This window comes from Pararhodobacter zhoushanensis (assembly GCF_003990445.1).
Lineage (GTDB): Bacteria > Pseudomonadota > Alphaproteobacteria > Rhodobacterales > Rhodobacteraceae > Pararhodobacter > Pararhodobacter zhoushanensis.
Genome location: NZ_REEZ01000001.1, coordinates 474,351 through 495,237, shown reverse-complemented (window position 1 = coordinate 495,237; position 20,887 = coordinate 474,351). Strand labels below are relative to the sequence as shown.

Annotated in this window: 19 protein-coding genes; 12 read left to right on the top strand and 7 right to left on the bottom strand. The window is 63.2% G+C overall.

Annotated features, from left to right (window positions below; translation table 11 throughout):
- Window positions 1–281: 281 nt before the first annotated feature.
- The 6 genes from bamA (at window position 282) to lpxB (ending at window position 6,524) form a co-directional block, all read left to right on the top strand.
- Complete coding sequence (gene bamA, locus EAE28_RS02360) at window positions 282–2,579, top strand: outer membrane protein assembly factor BamA (RefSeq protein ID WP_164736529.1); 2,298 nt, start codon at window positions 282–284, stop codon at window positions 2,577–2,579.
- Window positions 2,579–3,193, top strand: a complete 615-nt coding sequence (locus tag EAE28_RS02355) for an OmpH/Skp family outer membrane protein (protein ID WP_127104207.1) — start codon at window positions 2,579–2,581, stop codon at window positions 3,191–3,193. The genes bamA and EAE28_RS02355 overlap by 1 nt, the downstream gene beginning before the upstream one ends.
- Before the next feature lie 93 nt (window positions 3,194–3,286).
- Window positions 3,287–3,772 (top strand): 3-hydroxyacyl-ACP dehydratase FabZ, encoded by a 486-nt coding sequence (gene fabZ, locus EAE28_RS02350; RefSeq protein WP_127104206.1) that lies wholly within the window; start codon window positions 3,287–3,289, stop codon window positions 3,770–3,772.
- Between the two features lie 3 nt (window positions 3,773–3,775).
- Entirely contained in the window at window positions 3,776–4,573 is a 798-nt protein-coding gene (gene lpxA / locus EAE28_RS02345) for an acyl-ACP--UDP-N-acetylglucosamine O-acyltransferase (RefSeq protein WP_127104205.1), read from the top strand.
- Window positions 4,570–5,370, top strand: a complete 801-nt coding sequence (locus EAE28_RS02340; RefSeq protein ID WP_127104204.1) for an LpxI family protein — start codon at window positions 4,570–4,572, stop codon at window positions 5,368–5,370. The genes lpxA and EAE28_RS02340 overlap by 4 nt, the downstream gene beginning before the upstream one ends.
- Entirely contained in the window at window positions 5,367–6,524 is a 1,158-nt protein-coding gene (gene lpxB / locus EAE28_RS02335) for a lipid-A-disaccharide synthase (RefSeq protein ID WP_127104203.1), read from the top strand. Before EAE28_RS02340 ends, lpxB begins: the two co-directional genes overlap by 4 nt.
- Before the next feature lie 275 nt (window positions 6,525–6,799).
- Here lpxB and mnmA read toward each other — a convergent pair whose 3' ends face one another.
- Window positions 6,800–7,939, bottom strand: coding sequence for a tRNA 2-thiouridine(34) synthase MnmA (mnmA, locus tag EAE28_RS02330; protein WP_127104202.1), 1,140 nt, complete (start codon window positions 7,937–7,939; stop codon window positions 6,800–6,802).
- Window positions 7,940–8,095: 156 nt separating this feature from the next.
- On the opposite strand from mnmA, the gene sciP reads away from it, so the two are divergent.
- The 5 genes from sciP to EAE28_RS24315 all read left to right on the top strand — a co-directional run bounded on the left by sciP (window position 8,096) and on the right by EAE28_RS24315 (window position 13,798).
- Entirely contained in the window at window positions 8,096–8,374 is a 279-nt protein-coding gene (gene sciP / locus EAE28_RS02325) for a CtrA inhibitor SciP (RefSeq protein WP_127104201.1), read from the top strand.
- Window positions 8,375–8,468: 94 nt separating this feature from the next.
- Window positions 8,469–9,182, top strand: a complete 714-nt coding sequence (gene ctrA / locus EAE28_RS02320; RefSeq protein WP_127104200.1) for a response regulator transcription factor CtrA — start codon at window positions 8,469–8,471, stop codon at window positions 9,180–9,182.
- Between the two features lie 83 nt (window positions 9,183–9,265).
- Entirely contained in the window at window positions 9,266–11,506 is a 2,241-nt protein-coding gene (gene ligA, locus EAE28_RS02315) for an NAD-dependent DNA ligase LigA (RefSeq protein ID WP_127104199.1), read from the top strand.
- On the top strand, window positions 11,503–13,590 hold the full coding sequence (gene recG, locus EAE28_RS02310; RefSeq protein ID WP_127104198.1) for an ATP-dependent DNA helicase RecG: 2,088 nt from the start codon (window positions 11,503–11,505) through the stop codon (window positions 13,588–13,590). The genes ligA and recG overlap by 4 nt, the downstream gene beginning before the upstream one ends.
- Window positions 13,591–13,669: 79 nt before the next feature.
- Complete coding sequence (locus tag EAE28_RS24315) at window positions 13,670–13,798, top strand: hypothetical protein (protein WP_281279558.1); 129 nt, start codon at window positions 13,670–13,672, stop codon at window positions 13,796–13,798.
- 128 nt (window positions 13,799–13,926) lie between these two features.
- Here EAE28_RS24315 and EAE28_RS02305 read toward each other — a convergent pair whose 3' ends face one another.
- Window positions 13,927–14,367, bottom strand: coding sequence for an iron-sulfur cluster assembly scaffold protein (locus tag EAE28_RS02305; RefSeq protein ID WP_127104197.1), 441 nt, complete (start codon window positions 14,365–14,367; stop codon window positions 13,927–13,929).
- A 33-nt stretch (window positions 14,368–14,400) separates the two neighbouring features.
- Between EAE28_RS02305 and hisI the strand changes: the two genes are divergently transcribed.
- Window positions 14,401–14,760 (top strand): phosphoribosyl-AMP cyclohydrolase, encoded by a 360-nt coding sequence (gene hisI, locus EAE28_RS02300; RefSeq protein WP_127104196.1) that lies wholly within the window; start codon window positions 14,401–14,403, stop codon window positions 14,758–14,760.
- Window positions 14,761–14,855: 95 nt separating this feature from the next.
- On the opposite strand, the gene gluQRS is transcribed toward hisI, so the two are convergent.
- The 5 genes from gluQRS to gyrA all read right to left on the bottom strand — a co-directional run bounded on the left by gluQRS (window position 14,856) and on the right by gyrA (window position 20,733).
- Window positions 14,856–15,710, bottom strand: coding sequence for a tRNA glutamyl-Q(34) synthetase GluQRS (gluQRS, locus tag EAE28_RS02295; RefSeq protein ID WP_127104195.1), 855 nt, complete (start codon window positions 15,708–15,710; stop codon window positions 14,856–14,858).
- Window positions 15,698–17,032, bottom strand: a complete 1,335-nt coding sequence (gene trmFO / locus EAE28_RS02290) for a methylenetetrahydrofolate--tRNA-(uracil(54)-C(5))-methyltransferase (FADH(2)-oxidizing) TrmFO (RefSeq protein ID WP_127104649.1) — start codon at window positions 17,030–17,032, stop codon at window positions 15,698–15,700. Before trmFO ends, gluQRS begins: the two co-directional genes overlap by 13 nt.
- 81 nt (window positions 17,033–17,113) lie before the next feature.
- Window positions 17,114–17,506, bottom strand: a complete 393-nt coding sequence (locus EAE28_RS02285; protein WP_127104194.1) for a DoxX family protein — start codon at window positions 17,504–17,506, stop codon at window positions 17,114–17,116.
- 111 nt (window positions 17,507–17,617) lie between these two features.
- A complete protein-coding gene (locus tag EAE28_RS02280) occupies window positions 17,618–17,968 on the bottom strand; it encodes a DUF6614 family protein (RefSeq protein WP_127104193.1) in 351 nt (116 codons plus the stop codon).
- 56 nt (window positions 17,969–18,024) lie between these two features.
- Window positions 18,025–20,733 carry a DNA gyrase subunit A gene (gyrA, locus tag EAE28_RS02275; protein WP_127104192.1) on the bottom strand — a complete coding sequence of 903 codons (2,709 nt, stop codon included), beginning with the start codon at window positions 20,731–20,733 and terminating at the stop codon, window positions 18,025–18,027.
- Between the last annotated feature and the right edge of the window lie 154 nt (window positions 20,734–20,887).

Here is a 20,887-nt window from a genome sequence, read left to right as displayed (position 1 = left end):
ATTTTTTTGTCTGAATGCCCCTTGCGCACCGAATCCTGTGGCCGTCATCGGCACGGAAACGGCGATAGCGGTACATTGAATCCCCATATGCTGCGAAACTGCCCTTCGGGTGACGCAACGCTTTGACAAGCAAGCCTCGCGTCGCTAGCAAGAGGAAAACAAAGTGCGGTAATAAACGGGGCTTGGAAATGCGCGTTTCTCACGTGGACATTTCTGCACGCGCCCTCACTCGGGCTACTCGCCCGGTGCGAGGTCTTGCAGCAGTTCTTCTATTTTCTTCAATGATTTCGGCTGGTGTTGGCACCAGCGCCGGAGCGCAGACCTATCAGTTCTCGACCATTCAGGTCGATGGCAACGCCCTGATCGATGACGATACCATTGTCTCGTTCGCCAGAATCGTTCGCAACCGCAGCATGAGTGCCGCGGAACTGAACGCGGCCTATCAGCGCGTCGCCGGGACCGGGTTCTTCCGTCAGGTCGATTTTACCCCGTCGGGCAACCGGCTGGTGATCAACGTTCAGGAATATCCGCTGATCGGTCAGGTCGCGTTCGAAGGCAACCGCCGCCTCGACGATGACCGTCTGCGCCCTGTGGTGACCTCGCGGTCGGGCGGCGTCTATTCGCCTGCCACCGCCGAAGCCGACGCCAACGCTATTGCCGAGGCATATGCCGACGCTGGCCGTCTGTCGGCACGGGTGACCCCGCGCCTGATCGAGCGCGCCGGTGGGCGTGTGGATCTGGCGTTCGAGATTGAAGAGGGCGCGGTCGTCGAGATCGAGCGCATCTCTTTCGTCGGCAACCGCTCGTTCAGCCCCCGCCGTCTGCGCAACGCCGTTGCCTCGGCTCAGGCTGGGCGTCTGTCGACCTTCTTCCGCGCCGACAACTACAACGAAGCCCGCGTCGCCAGCGACCGCCAGTCGCTGCAGGACTTCTACCTGTCGCGCGGCTATCTGGACGTGCAGGTGCTGTCGGGTGTGACCGAACTGGCGCGTGAGCGCGACGGCGCTTATGTCACCTTCACCATTCGTGAGGGCCAGCAGTACCGTGTCGGCAACGTCCGCGTCGTGTCTGAAATCGGCGGCATCGATCCGGCGGCGTATCAGGCTGGTCTCACCGACCGCACGGGCGTCCTGTTCACCCCGACCATTCTGGAGAACATGATCCAGCAGGCGGAAGAGGTGGGCTACGAATCCGGCCAGCGCTTCGTGCGCGCCGAACCGCGCCTGACCCGCGATGAGCGTACCGGCACCATCGACGTGGAACTGGCGCTGGTTCGCGGTGACCGCGTGTTCATCGAACGCATCGACATTCAGGGCAACGTGACCACGCAGGACCGCGTGATCCGCCGCCAGTTCGACGTTGCCGAAGGCGACCCGCTGAACCCGCGTGAGATCCGCGAAGCCGCGGCGCGCATCCGGGCACTGGGGTATTTCTCGGATGTGCAGGTCAACCCGACGCCGGGCTCCAACCCCGAGCAGGCCGTGGTCGACGTGCGGGTTGACGAAACCACCACCGGCTCGTTGGGCTTTGGCCTGAGCTATGGTGCCAGCGATGGCATCGGCGGCAACATCACCTACAACGAGACCAACTTCCTCGGCCGTGGGCAGGCGCTGAACCTGACGTTCTCGACCGTATCGAACGCGCAAAGCCTGTCGATGTCGCTGACCGAGCCCGCGCTGCTGGGCCGCAATCTGGCGCTGGGGCTCAGCCTTGGTCTGTCCACGACGACGTCGAACGGGTCGAGCACCCAGTTCGGCACCCGCGTGGTGCAGTTCTCGCCCTCTCTGACCTTCCCGGTCAGCGAATATGGTCGTCTGGGCGTGCGCATGTCGCTGTCGTCGAACGAGATCACGGTAAACCCAATCCCGACCCCTGCGACCGACGATACCGTCGCAACCCGCATCCGCCGCGATGCCGGTCGTGCCATAACCTCGTCCGTTGGCTACACCTATTCGTTCGACACGCGCAGAAACGGCGCCGATCCTGATCGGGGCTTCGTGTTCCGCTTCAGTCAGGATATCGCCGGCTTGGGCGGTGATCGTCGCTGGCTGCGCAGCACCCTGATGACCGGCTATGAGCGCCGCATCGCCAATGGTGATGTGACTCTGCGGGCCGAGTTCGAGGCGGGTGCGGTGTTCCACGAATCTGGCGCCAGCCGGGTCAATGAACGCTTCGTGCTGACTTCCGAGCAGTTCCGTGGCTTTGACTCCTACGGCATGGGCCCTGTGGCCTACAGCGCCAATGGCACCCGCAACGGTCTGGGCGGCAACTTCTTCGCCGTCGCCCGGTTCGAGGCCGAGTTCCCGCTGGGCCTGCCGCAGGAATACAACATGCACGGCGGCTTGTTCCTGGACGTCGGTTCGGTCTGGGGCGTGGATGAGCTTTACGCATCGGCCTGTACCCCCGGTGCCGAAACGAACTGTGCCTATAGCGACCGCGCCCTGCGCGCCGCTGCCGGCTTCTCGCTCTTCTGGGGTTCGCCCCTTGGGCCGCTGCGCTTCAACTTTGCGGTGCCGCTCATGGAAGAAGAATACGACCGGTCGCGTCGCTTCGATCTGTCGCTGGCTACCCGGTTCTGATGAACCGTTTGTCGATGATCCTGATTGCGGGGGTGCTCTTGGGCGCCCCCGTCTTCGCATCGGCGCAGTCCGCGCCGCCGCTGGCCCCCGATCCGTTGACCGGCATCTCGCCGGTGCCGTTCCGCGTGCTCGATCAGGACCGGCTTTTGCGCGGCTCGCGTCTGGGGCAGCAGATCCTTGCCGGTATCCGCCGTGCCGAACAGGCGCTTGAGGCCGAGAACCAGCAGATCGCCGACCAGCTCGCCGCCGAGGAAAGCGCCCTGACCGAGGCGCGCTCGACGCTGACACCCGAAGAATTCCGCACCCGTGCCGATGTTTTTGACACACGGGTCGAGCAGATCCGCGAAGAACGCGCGCAAGCCAGTCAGGCGCTTACCCGCCATTCGGAAACCGAAGCGCAGCGGTTTTTCGACACTGCCTTGCCGATTCTGGTGGAGATGATGAACGATCAGGGCGTGCTTGGTCTGCTCAAGCCCGACGCCGTGATCCTTGGCTCGGACTGGCTGGACATCACCGACGCGGCGATTGCCCGCCTTGATGCGTCACCGATCGACGCAGGCGACGCCCCGGCGCCCGCCACGCCCGACGACGCCACGCCGACGCCCGCGCCCTGAGCGTTGCCCAACGCCTTGTCGGCGCGGGGTTTCGTTGGTACGTCTTGAGCAGCGGGCGCGCGCGCCCACCCCGATTTCCAGCGGAGACACCCGATGCCCGATACCGCCCAAGCCCGCGACTGGTCCACCACGACCGAGGCCGATCTGTCGCTGATCATGCGCATCATTCCGCATCGCTATCCGTTTCTGCTGATCGACAAGGTGCGCGACATCAAGACCGGTGAAGAAGCCACCGGCGTCAAGAACGTCACTTTCAACGAGCCGCATTTTCAGGGCCATTTCCCCGGTGCGCCGATCATGCCCGGTGTGATGATCATCGAAGCGCTGGCGCAGACCTCGGCGGTGCTGGTCGGCCTGACGCTGGATCTGGTCGACAAAGAGCCGCTGGTCTATTTCATGTCCATCGACAAGGCCAAGTTCCGCCGCAAGGTGGTGCCCGGCGATGTGGTGGACCTGCACGTCAAGGTTCTTCGCGGATCGTCGAAGATCTGGAAATTCCAGGGCACGGCCACCGTGAACGGCGAAATGGCTGCCGAGGCCGAGTTCATGGCGATGATCGACCTGTCGGCCCGGGGCTGACCGATGTCTGTTGACGCCACAGCGCAGATCCACCCTTCGGCCGTCGTCGAAGAGGGGGCAGTGATCGGCCCTGAGTGCCAGATCGGCCCGTTTTCCGTGATCGGGCCCGAAGTTACGCTGGGCCGGGGTGTGGTGGTGAAGTCGCACGCCGTGCTCACCGGCTGGACCGAAATCGGCGACGGGTGCACCATCTATCCTTTCGCCACCGTTGGCGAAACGCCGCAAGACCTGAAGTTCAAAGGCGAACGCACGCGGCTGGTCATCGGCCAGCGCACCCGCATCCGCGAGGGTGCGACGCTGAACACCGGCACCGAGGGTGGTGGCGGCATCACCCGCGTGGGCGATGATTGCCTGATCATGACCGGTGCCCATGTCGGTCATGACTCGCAGATCGGCAACCGCGTGATTCTGGTGAACAACGTCGCTGTCGCCGGCCACTGCGTGCTGGGCGATGACGTGATCATCGGCGGCTTGTCGGGCGTGCACCAATGGGTCCGCATCGGCAAAGGCGCGATCATCGGCGCGGTGACCATGGTGACCAATGACGTGATGCCGCACGGGCTGGTGCAGGGGCCGCGCGGCGATCTGGAGGGGCTGAATCTTGTCGGTCTGAAACGCCGGGGCGTCGAGCGGTCCGAGATCACCGCCCTGCGCGCCGCGTACCAGATGCTGGCGCAGGGCGAAGGCACCTTCATGGACCGCGCCCGCCGTCTGGCCGACGAGACCGAAAGCAGCCATGTGCGCGAGATCACCGATTTCATCCTCGCGGCCTCGGACCGGTCGTTCCTGACCCCGAAATGAGCCGCATCGCGTTGATTGCCGGGGCAGGGGCCTTGCCTGCCGAACTGGCCGCCTTGCTCGACGCCCCGCTGATCTGCGCCCCCGCCGGGGTGCAACCGCAGGGACTGGCCGTGGATATGGTCTTCAATTTTGAGCGTCTCTCGCCTTTCCTGCGCGCGCTTGGCGATCAGGGGATCGACAGCGTCGCGCTGGTAGGTGCCATCCACCGTCCCCGCCTGGACCCCGCGCTGTTCGACCGTGAGACGGCCATGCTGGTCCCGCAATTGCTCGCCGCGATGAAGGGGGGCGATGATAGCGCGCTGCGCTGGATTATCGCCCTGATCGAAGAGTACGACCTGCAGGTGAAGGGCTTGGCCGAACTCGCACCATCCTTGCTCGCCGCTGAAGGGGTGCTCACCCAACGGGCGCCCTTGGACAGTGAACGCAGTGACGCCGCGCGCGGCCACGCCATCCTCGATGCGCTGGCACCTCAGGATGTGGGGCAGGGCTGCGTTGTGGCCGATGGTCTTTGTCTGGCCGTTGAGGCTCTGTATGGCACCGACGCCATGCTCGGTGATGTTGCGCGCCACCGGGCCGAGCGTACGCCGCAGCAAGGGGGCGTCTTCGTCAAACGCGCCAAGCTGGGGCAGGATCTGCGCGCCGATCTGCCCGCCATTGGCCCCGAGACCATTGCCGCAGCGCAGGCGGCTGGCCTGACGGCCATCGCCCTGCAGGCCGGGCGGGTGGTCGTTCTGAACCGCCCCGCCGTGCTGGCCGCCGCCGAGGCCGCGCAGATCGCCATCTGGGCCGCGCCATGAAGCTGTTCCTCATCGCAGGCGAACCTTCGGGCGATGCGCTCGGCGCGGCCTTGATTGGCGGCCTGCGTCAGTTGGTGCCCGACCTGACACTTGCGGGCGTCGGCGGGCCACTGATGCAGGCGCAGGGCCTGCAAAGCCTCTTCCCGATGGAAGAGCTTTCGGTCATGGGGCTGGCCGAGGTGCTGCCGAAATACTTCCCCCTCAAACGCCGCATCCGTGAGACCGCGCAAGCCATCGCCGATCATGCCCCCGATGCCGTGATCACCATAGACAGCCCTGATTTCTGCCTGCGTGTGCTGGCCATCGCCAAGCCGCTGAATCCTGCGCTCAAGACCATCCACTATGTGGCCCCCTCGGTCTGGGCGTGGCGGCCCAAACGCGCGACGAAGATGGCGCGCTGGGTGGATCATGTGCTGGCACTTCTGCCGTTCGAGCCGCCCTATATGCAGGCCGCCGGGATGAGCTGCGACTTCACCGGCCACCCCGTCACCACCGAACCCGTGGCAACGACGGCCGAGGCCGCAGAGTTCCGCACCACCCACGGCATCGCCGCCGATGCGCCGCTGTTGCTTGTGCTGCCCGGTTCGCGCAAAGGCGAGGTTGAGCGTCTTGGACCGCTCTTTGGGGCGACACTCGAACAGCTACATCAGCCCGGCCTGCGCGTTGTGATCCCCAGTGTCGCCGCCCGTGCCGATCAGGTGCGCGCGCTGGTCGCCGATTGGCCCGGCGACCCGCTGGTGCTGGACGCCGCCAGCACGCCGCTCGCGACCAAACGGGCAGCGTTCCGCGCCGCCGATGCCGCTTTGGCCGCGTCTGGCACGGTGTCGCTGGAACTGGCAGCGGCAGGCACGCCGATGGTGATCGCGTACCGGATGAATGCGCTCAGTCAGGCGATCATTACGCGGATGCTCAGGATCGACACGGTCACATTGGTTAATCTGGTCAGCGACACCCGCGCCGTGCCCGAATTCATCGGCCCGCGCTGCGATCCCGCGCGCATAGCGCCTGCCGTTCAGGCCCTGCTCAACCCCGGCCCCGCGCGCGACGCGCAAGTGGCCGCGATGGAGCTGACCATGACGCGCCTTGGTCGCGGTGGCGAGTCCCCGGGTTTGCGTGCTGCGCGGTCCGTTTTAAGTATTCTTGACGCAGGGTAAACTAGCGTCGGTCCGGCTTTGAGGCGTCACCTCGGCTTAGGCATAAACTCCTGAACCCGCAGTGATCGAGATTAACAGGTTAAATATTGATACGCGCGCGCTGAGTACGGCGAGTCGGATTTACCGCAATGCCATTTGGGTCCGAATCACTGGCCTGACAGGTTAACCGGCCAAAGCCGACTAATCTTACAATGCAAGATTAGTTAATCAATTAATTCCAGATACTGTATACGGGTTTAGGACTGATACGCCTTTTCCAGGCGGGCTGGAAAAAATTAATATCCGCGCCAGATCCATCCACCGCCGAAGACCCGGCTACCATCGGGCGCGTAGAACACGCAGGCTTGCCCCGGGCTGACACCATCCTCTGGCGTCAGCAACTCAACCATAGCGGTAGTCGGACCGGTTGGTCGCAGCACCGCTTCCGCGGGTGGTTTCGTCGACCGGATGCGCACGCGCATCGGCCATTCCGCCCGGCTCTCAAACGGGGTGTCGCCCAGCCAGTTGATCTCGCGGACCGGAACCGACTGAGTCGCCAGCGCCTCTTTCGGGCCGACAACCACCTGTCGGCTGTCCGCTTTCAGCGCCACGACATAGAGCGGATCGGCCAATCCGCCGATGCCAAGGCCCCGGCGCTGACCGATCGTGTAGTGGATCACACCGCGATGGGTTCCCAACACGCGGCCCTCCAGATCGACGATCTCACCGGGGTCGGCGGCACCGGGGCGCAGCTTCTCGATGACGGCCGCATAGTTGCCGTTGGGCACAAAGCAGATGTCCTGGCTGTCCGGCTTGTCAGCCACCGCCAGACCGTATTTGGCCGCCAGCGCGCGCGTTTCGGCCTTCGACGCCAGATGGCCCAGCGGGAAACGCAGGTAGTCCAGCTGCTCTTGCGTCGTCGAGAACAAGAAATACGACTGGTCGCGCGCGGCATCGGCAGCCATGTGCAATTCAGCCCGCAAGGGGCCCTGATGGCGCTGGATATAGTGGCCGGTGGCCATACAATCGGCGTCCAGATCCCGCGCCGTGCCCAGCAAGTCCTTGAATTTGACGCGTTCATTGCACCGGATGCACGGAACCGGCGTGGCACCGGCCAGATAGGCATCCGCGAATTCTTCCATCACGGCTTCGCGGAAGGTGTTCTCATAGTCCAGCACGTAATGCGGAAAATTGAGCATTTCGGCCACGCGGCGCGCGTCATGAATGTCACGCCCGGCGCAGCAGGCCCCGGCCTTGGCCAGCGCCGCGCCGTGGTCATACAGTTGCAGCGTCACGCCGATCACGTCATAGCCCTGCATCTTCAGTTCGGCGGCCACCACCGAACTGTCGACGCCACCTGACATGGCGACAACCACCCGCGTTTCCGACGGCGGTTTGGCAAAGCCCAGCGAGTTCACGTCCATATCGCGAGCCATCTTGGTCTCGTTTCATTGTGCAAGGGTTAACAAGGGTTGCGCGACATATAGTAAAATGCGCGACACTCTCAACCCCTGTGGCCCATTCGCCTCAACGGCTCCTTAAGCCTAACGCGCCACGCTCGGCAACGGGATGAAGGAAAGGGGTGAAAGCCAATGTATCTGAAACGGATTGACGGCCTGCGAGCGGTGACTTTGCCGGATGGCACTATTCTCAGCCGGGCGGATCTTCCGCCACCTGCAACGCGGCGCTGGGTGGCCAGCCGGAAAGCGATTGTGGTCAGGGCAGTCGCCCATGGGTTGATTCAGCGGGGTGAGGCGATCGAGCGATATGGCCTGTCCGAAGAAGAATTCGATACCTGGGTCAGCGCCATCGCGACGCATGGCGTCGACGGTCTGAAGGTCACGGCGATACAAAAGTATAGACAACTTTAGATGGTATCTGCTTTCCTAAAGCAACCAGTAACCGTGCGTTAACGATTGTTCTGCATGGTTTACAGATTAATAGGTAAAAGCGGAGTCCTGAACCATGCGTGTCCTGCTTGTTGAAGATGATCCGACGACGTCCCGTAGCATCGAACTGATGCTGTCTCATGCCAACTTCAACGTCTATTGCACGGACCTTGGTGAAGAGGCGGTCGAGCTTGGTAAACTCTACGACTATGACTTGATTCTGCTGGATCTGAACCTGCCGGACATGGCGGGGCTCGATGTCTTGCGGCAAATCCGGCTGGCGCGGATCAACACGCCGATCCTGATTCTGACCGGTGAGGACAGCACGGATACCAAGCTCAAGGGTTTCGGCCACGGGGCCGATGACTTCATGACAAAGCCCTTCCATCGCGATGAGCTTGTCGCCCGCATTCACGCAATCATCCGCCGCAGTCAGGGGCACGCCCAGGCGATTATCCATACCGGGCGGATTTCGGTGAACCTTGACGCAAAAACGGTCGAGGTTGATGGAATGGCTGTGCATCTGACCGGTAAAGAATACCAGATGCTGGAACTTTTGAGCCTGCGCAAAGGCACGACGCTGACCAAGGAGATGTTCCTGAACCATCTCTATGGCGGCATGGATGAGCCTGAGTTGAAGATCATCGACGTTTTCATCTGCAAGCTGCGCAAGAAGCTGACCGAAGCAACCGGCGGCGACAACCACATCGAAACCGTCTGGGGCCGCGGCTATGTCTTGCGCGACCCGGTCCACAAAAGCGAAAAGACCCCTCGCGCCGTAAGCGCGTGATGCGCCCGCACACGGCGTGTGCTTAGGCGCTGGAAAATCCCCCGCCGCCCCCCTATCACAGGGAGAGCAGACAGGAGGGGGACATGCCGCAAGAGCGTCCAGTTGAGGATCTGACCGAGGCGGACGCCAAGGCCGAACTTGACCGCTTGGCCAAAGCGATAGCGGCTGCGGATCAGGCGTATCACCAGAACGATGCGCCAGACATCACCGACGCCGAGTATGACGCGCTCAAACGCCGAAACCGGGCCATCGAGTCCCGCTTTCCAGAGTTGAAGCGCGATGACAGCCCGTCCGATAGCGTGGGTGCTGCCCCGGCAGACGGGTTTGGGAAGATCCGGCATGAAATCCGAATGTTGTCCTTGGGGAATGCCTTTGACGATTCCGATGTTACCGATTTTGATGCCCGTATTCGCCGGTATCTCGGCCTGCCCGGTGATGCGCCGCTGACTTACACGGCTGAGCCCAAGATTGACGGTCTGTCCTTGTCGTTGCGTTATGAAGCTGGCGTGTTGGTTTACGCAGCGACCCGTGGCGACGGCGAAACCGGTGAGGACGTCACCGCAAACGCCCGCACCATCGCGCAAATCCCCCAGAAGTTGACCGGAGCGCCCGCCGTGCTCGAGGTGCGCGGCGAGGTGTACATGACCCACGCCGCCTTCGCAGATCTTAATGCTAACGGCCCCAGAACCTTTGCCAATCCCCGCAATGCCGCTGCCGGATCGCTTCGCCAACTCGATGCAGAAATCACACGAGCCCGTCCGTTAAGCTTTTTTGCCTATGCCTGGGGGGTGGTGTCCGAACCTCTGGCCGCAACGCAGTTCGAAGCCCTCGAACGCCTCGCGTCGTTTGGTTTCAGCGTCAATCCCCTGACCCGGCTCTGCCTAAGCCCGGCCGATCTGCTGACGCACTACCGCCGTATTGAAGGGGATCGGCCCGATTTGGGCTATGACATCGACGGTGTCGTCTACAAGGTTAACGACCTTGCCTTGCAAGCGCGTCTTGGCTTCCGCGCGACCACGCCCCGTTGGGCCATCGCCCACAAATTCCCCGCGGAAACCGCCTGGACCCGACTCGAAGCGATCGATATTCAGGTTGGTCGCACCGGTGCGCTCAGCCCTGTCGCGCGCCTTGCGCCCGTCAATGTTGGCGGCGTTCTGGTGTCTAATGCCACGCTGCACAATGAAGACTACATCGCCGGGCGTGACTCGCAGGGCGAACCGATCCGCGGCGGCCGCGACATTCGCGTCGGTGATTGGGTGCAAGTATATCGCGCCGGCGACGTCATTCCCAAGATCGCGGACGTCGATCTCACGCGCCGGCCGGCCGATTCAACCCCCTATGTGTTTGAGACGACATGTCCACAATGCGGCTCGGCAGCGGTTCGCGAACCGGGCGATTCTACGCATCGCTGCACGGGGGGGCTGATTTGCCCCGCGCAAGCTGTTGAAAAATTGAAGCATTTCGTCAGCCGCAATGCATTCGATATCGACGGTCTGGGTGCCAAACAGATCGAGATGTTCTTTGCCGATGACGTGCTGTCGATACGGGAGCCGGCGGACATTTTCACGCTTGCCCGCCGGGACAGCAGCAATCTCGGCAAGCTGAAAAACCGCGACGGGTTCGGTGAGCGCTCGGCGACCAAACTCTTCGCTGCGATCGAAGAGCGTCGCACTATTCCGCTGGCCCGTTTGCTCTTTGGGCTCGGTATTCGCCATCTGGGTGAGGTTGCCGCTGCCGATCTGGCCCGGCATTTCGGCAGTTGGGATGCGCTGATTTCCACGGTCGACCGTGCCTCGCCAGCTGCCGAGCGCGCGGTCGCGGCGGATAGCGCCGAGCTGGTCGAGCGCGCACGTGCTGCTGATGAAGGGCGGCGTGCCGAGCTGAAGAAAACGCGCGATGCGATCTGGGATGACCCGCCTTTGCCCGACGGGGCCCGCACTGCTTGGGATGACCTCATCGGGATCGAAGGGGTGGGCTCGGTCTTGGCGGTGTCACTTGTGACCACGCTCAGTCAACCTGGCGAACGTCGATCGATCAACCGGCTGATCGCAGAGTTAACCGAAATTCAACCCCCGGAAGCCCGCGCGACCCAGAGTCCGGTCGCAGGCAAGACCGTGGTCTTTACCGGCACGCTCACCCGCATGACGCGCGCCGAGGCCAAAGCCCGGGCGGAAGCGTTGGGGGCCAAGGTCGCAGGCTCGGTGTCGGCCAAGACAGATATTCTGGTCGCAGGCGAAGCCGCCGGGTCCAAAGCAACCAAGGCCGAGGCACTGGGGATCACGGTGATGGATGAGGACGCCTGGCTTGCGCTGATCGGCGGATGACCGGACGGCCGGAAATCCTGTTTCCGTTGTTCGGCGATCTTGAAGGGCTTGACGGGATCGGTCCCAAAACAGCGCGCCTTTTCAAAGGACTGTCTGTTGAGACCCCGCGCGATCTGTTGTTCGTTTTGCCGCATTCCGGCATTGATCGTCGCCTGCGAAACAGCGTGCGGGATGTTGAGCCGCCCGAGGTTGCGACTGTTGAGGTCGAAATCGGCAATCATCTTCCGCCGCGCCAGCGGGGACGGCCGTACCGGATCATCGTGCAGGATGCGCTGCAGGAGTTCCAGTTGGTCTACTTTCATGGCAAAGGCGACTATCTGCAGAACCTGCTGCCGACGGGTCAACGCCGGATCATTTCGGGCCGGGTCGAGACCTTTGACGGCGTTTATCAAATGTCTCATCCTGACCATGTGTTGCGCCTGGAGGAGGCCGATACGCTTCCTGACTGGGAGCCGGTCTATCCGCTGACCGCCGGGGTTACGCAGCGGCTGATGTTCAAGGCGATGGCGAGCGCTTTGACGCGCGCGCCGGGGCTGTCGGAATGGATAGATCCCGCTCTGAAGGCGCGGATGGGATGGCACGATTGGCGCAGCGCGCTGCATGCCGCGCATGCCCCCGGGTCCGGAGCCGACCTCGCCCCCAGCGCCGCCCCGCGGCAACGGTTGGCCTATGATGAACTCTTTGCGCACCAGTTGACGCTGGCCATTGCGCGCGCGACGCGCCGCCGCGTCGACGGTGCTGTGACTCAAGGGGGCGGCCATCTGGTTAGCCGTGTCATGGCCTCGCTTCCCTATGAGCCGACATCCGCGCAACGCCGCGCCATTGGCGAGATAACAGCGGACATGGCAACCCCTCAACGGATGAACCGATTGCTGCAAGGCGATGTTGGTGCAGGCAAGACGCTGGTCGCTATGGCTGCCTTGCTCACGGCGGTCGAGGCTGGCGGGCAGGGTGCCTTGATGGCCCCGACCGAAATTCTGGCGCGGCAACATGTCGAGGCACTTGCCCCCCTTGCCGCTGCCGCCGGCGTGCGGGTCGAGCTGCTTACCGGCCGCGACAAGGGGCGTGAGCGGGCGCGCAAACTGGGCGCCCTGGCGGGCGGACAGATCGATGTACTGATCGGCACGCATGCGCTCTTTCAGCGGGATGTTACCTTTCATGACCTGCGGCTGGCCGTGATCGACGAGCAGCACCGGTTCGGTGTCGCGCAACGGATGGCGTTGGGGGAGAAGGGTGCCGCGGTCGATATTCTGGTGATGACGGCGACACCAATCCCTCGTTCGCTCGCACTGGCGCAATACGGCGACATGGATCTTTCGCTGCTCGATGAGAAACCGCCGGGACGGCTGCCCATCGTGACCTCGCTGGCGTCGACAGAACGGCTGGCTGAAGTGGTTGGGCACCTGCGCCGGGCTGTGTCGGACGGCAAGCAAGCCTATTGGGTCTGCCCTTTGGTCGAAGAGAGCGAATCCGTGAACCTGACGGCCGCGCAGGCGCGGTTCGAGCAATTGCGCGCGCAGCTTGGCGAGACTGTAGGGTTGATCCATGGTCAGCTACCGCCTGCAGAGAAAGACGCGGCGATGGCGCGTTTTGTCGCGGGCGAGTCGCGGGTTCTGGTCGCGACCACGGTGATCGAGGTCGGCGTCAATGTGCCCGCCGCTACCATTATGGTGATTGAGCGGGCAGAGAGCTTCGGCTTGGCCCAGTTGCATCAGTTGCGCGGGCGTGTCGGGCGCGGGGCGGGCGCGTCGACTTGCCTGTTGCTCTATGATCCGCCGCTCGGTGAGACGGCGGCGCGGCGGCTCAAGCTGATGCGTGACACCGAAGACGGTTTCAAGATCAGCGATGAAGACCTTGCGATCCGGGGTGCCGGCGACGTGATCGGCACGGCGCAATCCGGGCTGCCAAGGTTTCGTGTGGCCGATCTCGAGCGGCAGGCGCCGTTGATGCAAATTGCGCAGACGGATGCGCGCAAGCTTTTGCATGACGACCCGTCATTGCAGTCGCCCCGGGGTAAAGCGGCGCGCGTTTTGCTGTGGCTGATGGAACAGGAGAAGGCGATTCGGTTGATGCAAATTGGGTGATCTCTTTTTGTTCTCATTTGGTTCTTGCTTTTATCGCCCGAAAATGAGAACAAAGCGTTAACAGAACAGGAGATACGCCATGCGCCGCATCCTTCGCCAACTTCATGATCCGCGTGATGAACGCGTCGCCATGCTCACCGACGCGGTGGGGGCCATCGCACTGTTCGTTCTGCTGGCCGCTGCACTCTATATGCCGTTGATTGCCTGACGTTTTTGCCACTGCCTTGCGGTCTGGAGCAGTGCCACCTGTCCCGGCACTCTGACCCAACCAGACACGCCACTTGCCGCCGCACTCTCGTGCGGCGGTTTTTTTACGTTTTCTTAAGGCGACTCAGATCAGGATGAGGCTTGGCGGGCAGCTTCGGCGGTGGCTTGCACGGCCAATAGGATAGAGGCATGGCGATTCTTGAAGTCGCGCGCGGGCAGCAGGGCCTCGTATCCATCAAACGGCGCGCCTGGAACAGGGCCGTCCGTCTTGAGCATTGCTTCGAGGTCGCGCGCAGCGGCTTCAAGCTCTACTGCGCTGCGGCCGATCACCGCGGCGCCCAACACGGCGGCCGATGCCTGGCCAAGGGCACAGGCCTTGACCTCTTGCGCGAAGCGCGAGACGCGGCCGTCGGTTACATCCAGGTCGACGGTCACCGTCGATCCGCACAGCGGCGAGCGCTTTTTGACGCTGGCTTGCGGTGCTTCAAGCCGGCCCAGATGCGGGATATCGGCAGCAAGCGCGAGAATTCGCGTCGAATACAGCTTGATCAGATCGGAGGTTTCGGACACTTCAAGGCTCCTCTTCGCGAAAGGATATAAGCCATGGCCTTCGATCCGCAATCCCTGCTCTACGATGATAAGGGTCTCCTTCCCGTCGTCGCGCAAGACCATGCCTCGGGTGAGGTGCTCATGGTGGCCTGGATGAATGCTGAGGCGGTTGCGCGCACAATGTCGACGGGGAAGGTGACCTATTGGTCGCGGTCCCGGCAGGCGTTTTGGGTCAAAGGTGAAAGCTCTGGTCACGTGCAGCGGCTGGTCGATTTGCGGGTGGATTGCGACCGTGACTGCCTGCTTGTGTTGGTCGAGCAGACCGGGCCTGCGTGCCACACCAACCGGCGGACATGTTTCTACACAGCCGTGCGCGGTGAGGAAGAGATCGAGTTGATGAAGCCCGAGGTCTGACGCTCGCAAGGACTGGCCGCACGTGGGCAGCCATAACGGTGCGAAGTACCGCCGACAGGGCGTGTGGATGACGCGGTTTGCGCTTTCGGGCCGGGCTAAACCCGCCGAGCCAGTCCAACGAGGGCGCGGATGTCTTCCGGTGTTGCCCCCTCGGCACGATAAAGTCCAAGCGCCTGCGAGTCGTCGCGTTTGGCCAGCCGTTTTCCAGTGGCGTCGCGGATCAGGCGATGGTGATGGTAGGCGGGCGTTGGCAGGCCCAGAAGGCGCTGCAACACGACGTGAATGGCCGTCGCATCGAAAAGGTCGTCGCCACGTGTCACCAAGCTGACCCCCTGCGCCGCGTCATCGACGGTGACGGCCAGATGATACGATGTGCCGATGTCGCGGCGCGCGAGGACAATGTCGCCAACTCCAGCGATCAGCGCCTCAGGATCAAAGAGGTGCGGCCCCGTATGAAGCGGGCCCAATTCGTCGAACCCGAGGTCGCGAATGCGCGCGACGGCCCGCGCCATGTTCAGACGGATCGCTGCGTCGGGGGCGGGACGACCAGCGTCGCGGCATATGCCCGGGTATACGGGGCCATCCGGACCGACCAGAGGCAAGCCTTCTTGCGGGGCGGAGAGGGCTGCGCGAATATCCCCGCGCGTACAGGTGCAATGATACGTGACACCGAGGGACTCGAGCCGCGCGAGGGCCGCAGCATAGGCAGCGCTGCGCCGGGATTGGTGCAGGACGGGCTGCGGCCACTCGATCCCGAGCCAATGGAGATCTTCGTAAATCGCCTGCTCAAAACCCACTTTGCACCGCGCGGAATCGATGTCTTCAATCCTGAGCAGACAGTGCCCGCCAACAGCACGGGCATTGTCAAAGGCGGTCAAAGCGGAAAAGGCGTGGCCCAGATGCAGCGGCCCGGTGGGCGACGGTGCAAAGCGGGTGATCAGCCCAGCCACGCCGTGAAGGCCTCTTTGGCGCGGTCGGTATAGGCCTTGTAGCGGTCCTTGCGGCCCCGGCGGCCGCCGCGGATGTCGTCAATCGGCGTGAACAGACCAAAATTCACGTTCATCGGTTGGAAGGTCTTGGCTTCGGCGTCGCCGGTGATATGCGCGATCAGCGCGCCCATTGCAGTGACGCGGGGCGGGGCGGACAGCGTCCGGCCCTGAATCTCAGCCGCCGCAAGCCGACCGGCAACCAACCCCATCGAAGCCGATTCGACATAGCCCTCAACACCGGTGATCTGCCCGGCGAAGCGCAGATTGGGCCGCGAACGCAGGCGCATCTGATCGTCCAGCAGGGTCGGCGAATTGATGAAGGTGTTGCGATGAATGCCGCCCAGACGCGCAAAGCTGGCGTCCTGCAGGCCGGGGATCATGCGGAAGACCTCGGTCTGCGCGCCGTATTTCATCTTGGTCTGGAAGCCGACGATATTATACAGCGTTCCCAAGGCGTTATCTCGTCGCAGCTGAACCACGGCATAGGGCTTGTTCAGCGGGTCATGCGCATTGGTCAGGCCGACCGGCTTCATCGGGCCGTGGCGCAAGGTCTCACGGCCGCGTTCGGCCATGACTTCGATGGGCAGGCAGCCGTCGAAATAGCCAGCCGTCTCGCCCTCATGGAACTCGGTCTTGTCGGCAGCGAGGAGCGCGTCGATGAAGGCCTCATATTGCGGCTTGGTCATCGGGCAGTTGAGATAGGCTTTCTGCTCTTCCTCGGTCTCGCCCTTGTCATAGCGCGATTGCAGCCAAGCAGTGTCCAGATCGATGCTCTCATAATGCACGATCGGAGCGATGGCGTCGAAAAAGGCCAGCGCTTCGGCGCCGGTTTCGACGCGAATCGCCTGGGCCAGCGCGTCCGATGTCAACGGGCCGGTGGCAAAGATCCAGTGGCCCGACTCCGGCAAGGCATTGATTTCGCCCGCATGCGTGGTGATCAGCGGATGCGCCAGCAACCGCTCGGTCACCGCTTGGGCAAAGGCGTCGCGGTCGACGGCCAATGCGCCACCGGCGGGAAGGGCGTGCTGGTCGGCCATTTCCATGATCAACCCGCCCGCCGCGCGCATTTCCCAATGCAGCAGGCCGACGGCATTCTGTTCGTCATCGTCCGAGCGGAACGAGTTCGAGCAGACCATTTCGGCGAAGTTGCCGGTCTGGTGTGCGAAGGTGCCCACATGGGGGCGCATTTCATGCAAAACGACGGGCACGCCCGCTTGCGCGGCCTGCCAGGCGGCTTCGGATCCGGCCATTCCGCCGCCGACGATGTGGAGTGCTTCGGTCATGGTGCTGACATAGCCGCGAGGCCGGGCAAAGAAAAGGGGCGGCCCCAAGAGCCGCCCCGATTGTCCGTGTGCCATGTCGGCTCAGACGGTCGCGGGCTTGCGTCCCAGCATCGCGTCGATCGACCAGGCGCCGGGGCCGGTGACCCAGAGCAGCAGGAAACCGCCGGCCAGACCGAGGTTTTTCATGAAGCTGGTCATCTGCATCTGATCGGCCGGGTCAAAGTGGAACATCGCACCGGCGACCACACAGAACGCAGCCAGCGCCAGCGCAGCCGGGCGGGTGAAAAGACCGAACAAAATGGCCAGACCGCCCAGAACTTCCAGCGCGATCACCGGCCAGATCAGGAAACCGGGAACGCCGCCCGATTGCATATAGGCGGCCATGCCTTCAGCGTTGGGGATCTTGGCGAAGCCAGAGACGATAAACAGAACCGACAGCAGAATGCGGGCAACGAGGAGGGGCAGGGCGGTCATGGGGGCAAACCTTTCAGGGGTGCGAGTTGATCTGCCCCCTACATAGACTGCGCCCCGGGTTTCGCGCTATTCGGCGCAACCCAACAGATGTTCTGCGCTGGCGCACAGAAGTCAGATCAGCGCCATCCGCTCCACCCGCTCACGATCGGGGAAGGGGCGGTAGAGCCCAAACTCTGCCCGCGCGATGAATTGGTGCATCTTGTCATAGCGCTGCCACGCCTCATCATCACCGCGCCCCAGATAGCGAAAGGCCGCGTCCAGCTGGGCGAGATCCTCAACCTCGATCTCCAGCAGGAAATCGGCGCCGCCGTCCCCGGCAAGGTTCAGTTTGCGCCGCATCAGCCGCCAGCCCATGATCCGCCCGGCGTCGCGCAGCAGGGTCATCCAGGCGTCGAGCGCATGGGCGAAAGCCAGCGCGCGCGCGTCGGATTTCAGATCAATCATGCAGTGATAAACGTTCATGGCCGGGCCCCTCTCAGGTACCCGGCCATGCTACGCGCAAGAGGCTGAAGAAAGCGTTACGCTTCGGCCTCATCCTCGCTCTGTTCAACCACGCGGGCGACCGAGACGACCTCTTCGCCCGGCGCGGTCTTGAACACGCGCACACCACCGGCGCTGCGTGAGCGGAAGCTGATCTGACCCACCGGCGTGCGGATCGACTGGCCGGTCGAGGTGGCCAGCATGATCTGGTCGGTCGGATCGACCGGGAAGCTGGCAATCAGCGACCCGCCGCGCATCGCCTTGTCCATCGCCATGACGCCCTGGCCCCCGCGACCGCGCACCGGATAATCGTGGCTTGAGGACAGTTTACCCGCGCCGCCACTGGTGACGGTCAGGATCAGATCCTCAAGCGCTGACATCTCGGCGTAGCGCTCGGTGCTCAGTTGCCCGGCCTCGACCGCTTCTTCCTCATCGGCCTCGCCCTCATCGGGGGCACCGGCCATCAGGCGGCGTTGCTTGAGATAAGCGGCGCGTTCTTCGGCGCTGGCGTCGAAGTGGCGGATGACCGACATCGACACGACCTTGTCGCCCTCCGCCAGCCGGATCCCGCGCACCCCGGTCGAATCGCGGCCCTTGAAGACGCGCACGTCGATGGTCGGGAAGCGGATCGCGCGGCCCAGAGCCGTGACCAGCATCACGTCGTCCTGCTCGTCGGCGATGCGGGCGTTCACCAGCAAAACACCCTCAGGCAGTTTCATCGCGATCTTGCCGTTACGCATGACATTGGTGAAGTCGCTCAAGGCGTTACGCCGCACATCGCCCGCGCTGGTGGCAAAGACGATCTGCAGGTTCTGCCAGTCTTCCTCGGCCGCATCGACAGGCATGATGGCCGCAATCGACACACCAACGGGGATTGGCAGAATGTTGACGATCGCCTTGCCGCGCGCGTTGCGCCCGGACAGGGGCAGGCGCCAGCACTTGAGCTTGTAGACCATGCCGTCGGTGGTGAAGAACAACAGATGGGTGTGCGTGTTGGCCACGAACAGCGTGGTGACCAGATCGTCCTCTTTGGTCGACATGGACGACAGACCCTTGCCGCCGCGATTTTGCGCGCGGAATTCGGCCAGCGGCGTGCGCTTGATATAGCCGCCCGAGGTCACGGTGACGACCATGTCCTCACGCTCGATCAGATCCTCGTCGTCCAGATCGCCCGCCCAGTCGATGATCTCGGTCCGGCGCGGCACCGCAAAGAGCGTGCGCACCTCGTCGAGTTCCTCAACGATGATCGCCATGATCCGCGCGCGTGAGCGCAGAATATCTAGGTAATCCTTGATCTTGCCGGCCAGCTCTTCCAGCTCGTCGGTGACTTCCTTGACCCCGATTGCCGTCAGGCGCTGCAGGCGCAGTTCCAGAATGGCGCGGGCCTGCACTTCGGACAGGTTATAGGTGCCGTCCTCGTTCATCGTGTGGCTGGGATCGTCGATCAGCTTGATGTAATCGGCGATGTCATGCGCGGGCCAGCGCCGCGTCATCAGCTTTTCGCGCGCATCCGCCGGATCGGCCGAGCCGCGAATGGTCGCGACCACCTCATCGACGTTGGACACCGCCACGGCCAGACCGCACAGGATGTGGCTGCGCTCGCGCGCCTTGTTCAGCTCGAACGCGGTGCGGCGGGTGACGATCTCTTCGCGGAAGCCGACGAAATGGTGCAGGAAATCGCGCAGGGTCAGCTGCTCGGGACGGCCACCGTTCAGCGCCAGCATGTTGCAGCCGAAGGTAGTCTGCATCGGCGTGAAGCGGAACAGCTGGTTCAGCACCACATCCGCCGTCGCGTCGCGCTTGAGTTCCACCACCACGCGCACGCCGATCCGGTCGGATTCGTCGGCGACATGGCTGATGCCTTCGATGCGCTTGTCGCGTACCGCTTCGGCAATCTTTTCAACCATTTGCGCCTTGTTCACCTGATAGGGAACCTCGTCGATGACGATGGCGAAACGGTCTTTGCGGATCTCTTCGATATGCGTCTTGGCCCGGATAAGCACCGAGCCGCGCCCCTCGATATAGGCCTTGCGCGCCCCCGCCCGGCCCATGATCAGCGCCCCGGTCGGAAAATCCGGGGCCGGGATATACTGCATCAGCTCTTCACTGGTCAGATCGGGGTTCTCGATCAGCGCCTTGGTCGCGTCGATCACTTCGCCCAGATTGTGCGGCGGGATGTTGGTCGCCATGCCGACGGCGATACCGCCCGCACCATTGACCAGCATGTTGGGGAAACGCGCGGGCAGAACCGTCGGCTCGCGGTCCTTGCCGTCATAGTTGTCCTGAAAATCGACCGTGTCCTTGTCGATATCGGCCAGCAGATAGTTCGCCGTCTTGTCCATGCGCACTTCGGTATAGCGCATGGCCGCGGCCTTATCGCCGTCCATCGAGCCAAAGTTGCCCTGACCGTCCAGCAAAGGCAGCGACATCGAGAACGGCTGCGCCATGCGCACCAGCGCGTCATAGATCGCGCTGTCGCCGTGGGGGTGGTATTTCCCCATCGTGTCGCCAACCGGCCGCGCCGATTTGCGATAGGATTTGTCGAAGGTGTTGTTGGTCTCGTGCATCGCGAACAGGATGCGCCGGTGGACCGGCTTCAGCCCGTCGCGCAGATCGGGGATCGCGCGGCTGACGATCACGCTCATCGCGTAATCCAGATAGGCCGTGCGCATTTCCTGCACGATCGAGACGCCCGGGGATACGGGTTTCAGGTCGGTCTCTTCGGGGGGTTGCGTGTCGTCGCTCAAAGCCTGCCTCGCGCGCGAATTTACTCAAGATCTTGTTGTCGTTCTTATAGCCGAACCCTACCCGCAGGCGCAATGCCGCCGGGCTTGTACACCGCGCTGACCGGCGACAAACCTTCAGCGCCCTGCTACATTGCCCGCTCAACCGGAGGAGTAA

Bases quoted from the DNA above. Each gene is read 5' to 3' on its own strand.
- bamA (WP_164736529.1), top strand. From the start codon at position 282: ATGATTTCGGCTGGTGTTGGCACCAGCGCCGGAGCGCAGACCTATCAG.
- EAE28_RS02355 (WP_127104207.1), top strand. From the start codon at position 2,579: ATGAACCGTTTGTCGATGATCCTGATTGCGGGGGTGCTCTTGGGCGCC.
- fabZ (WP_127104206.1), top strand. From the start codon at position 3,287: ATGCCCGATACCGCCCAAGCCCGCGACTGGTCCACCACGACCGAGGCC.
- lpxA (WP_127104205.1), top strand. From the start codon at position 3,776: ATGTCTGTTGACGCCACAGCGCAGATCCACCCTTCGGCCGTCGTCGAA.
- EAE28_RS02340 (WP_127104204.1), top strand. From the start codon at position 4,570: ATGAGCCGCATCGCGTTGATTGCCGGGGCAGGGGCCTTGCCTGCCGAA.
- lpxB (WP_127104203.1), top strand. From the start codon at position 5,367: ATGAAGCTGTTCCTCATCGCAGGCGAACCTTCGGGCGATGCGCTCGGC.
- mnmA (WP_127104202.1), bottom strand. From the start codon at position 7,939: ATGGCTCGCGATATGGACGTGAACTCGCTGGGCTTTGCCAAACCGCCG.
- sciP (WP_127104201.1), top strand. From the start codon at position 8,096: ATGTATCTGAAACGGATTGACGGCCTGCGAGCGGTGACTTTGCCGGAT.
- ctrA (WP_127104200.1), top strand. From the start codon at position 8,469: ATGCGTGTCCTGCTTGTTGAAGATGATCCGACGACGTCCCGTAGCATC.
- ligA (WP_127104199.1), top strand. From the start codon at position 9,266: ATGCCGCAAGAGCGTCCAGTTGAGGATCTGACCGAGGCGGACGCCAAG.
- recG (WP_127104198.1), top strand. From the start codon at position 11,503: ATGACCGGACGGCCGGAAATCCTGTTTCCGTTGTTCGGCGATCTTGAA.
- EAE28_RS24315 (WP_281279558.1), top strand. From the start codon at position 13,670: ATGCGCCGCATCCTTCGCCAACTTCATGATCCGCGTGATGAACGCGTC.
- hisI (WP_127104196.1), top strand. From the start codon at position 14,401: ATGGCCTTCGATCCGCAATCCCTGCTCTACGATGATAAGGGTCTCCTT.
- trmFO (WP_127104649.1), bottom strand. From the start codon at position 17,032: ATGACCGAAGCACTCCACATCGTCGGCGGCGGAATGGCCGGATCCGAA.
- EAE28_RS02285 (WP_127104194.1), bottom strand. From the start codon at position 17,506: ATGACCGCCCTGCCCCTCCTCGTTGCCCGCATTCTGCTGTCGGTTCTG.
- EAE28_RS02280 (WP_127104193.1), bottom strand. From the start codon at position 17,968: ATGAACGTTTATCACTGCATGATTGATCTGAAATCCGACGCGCGCGCG.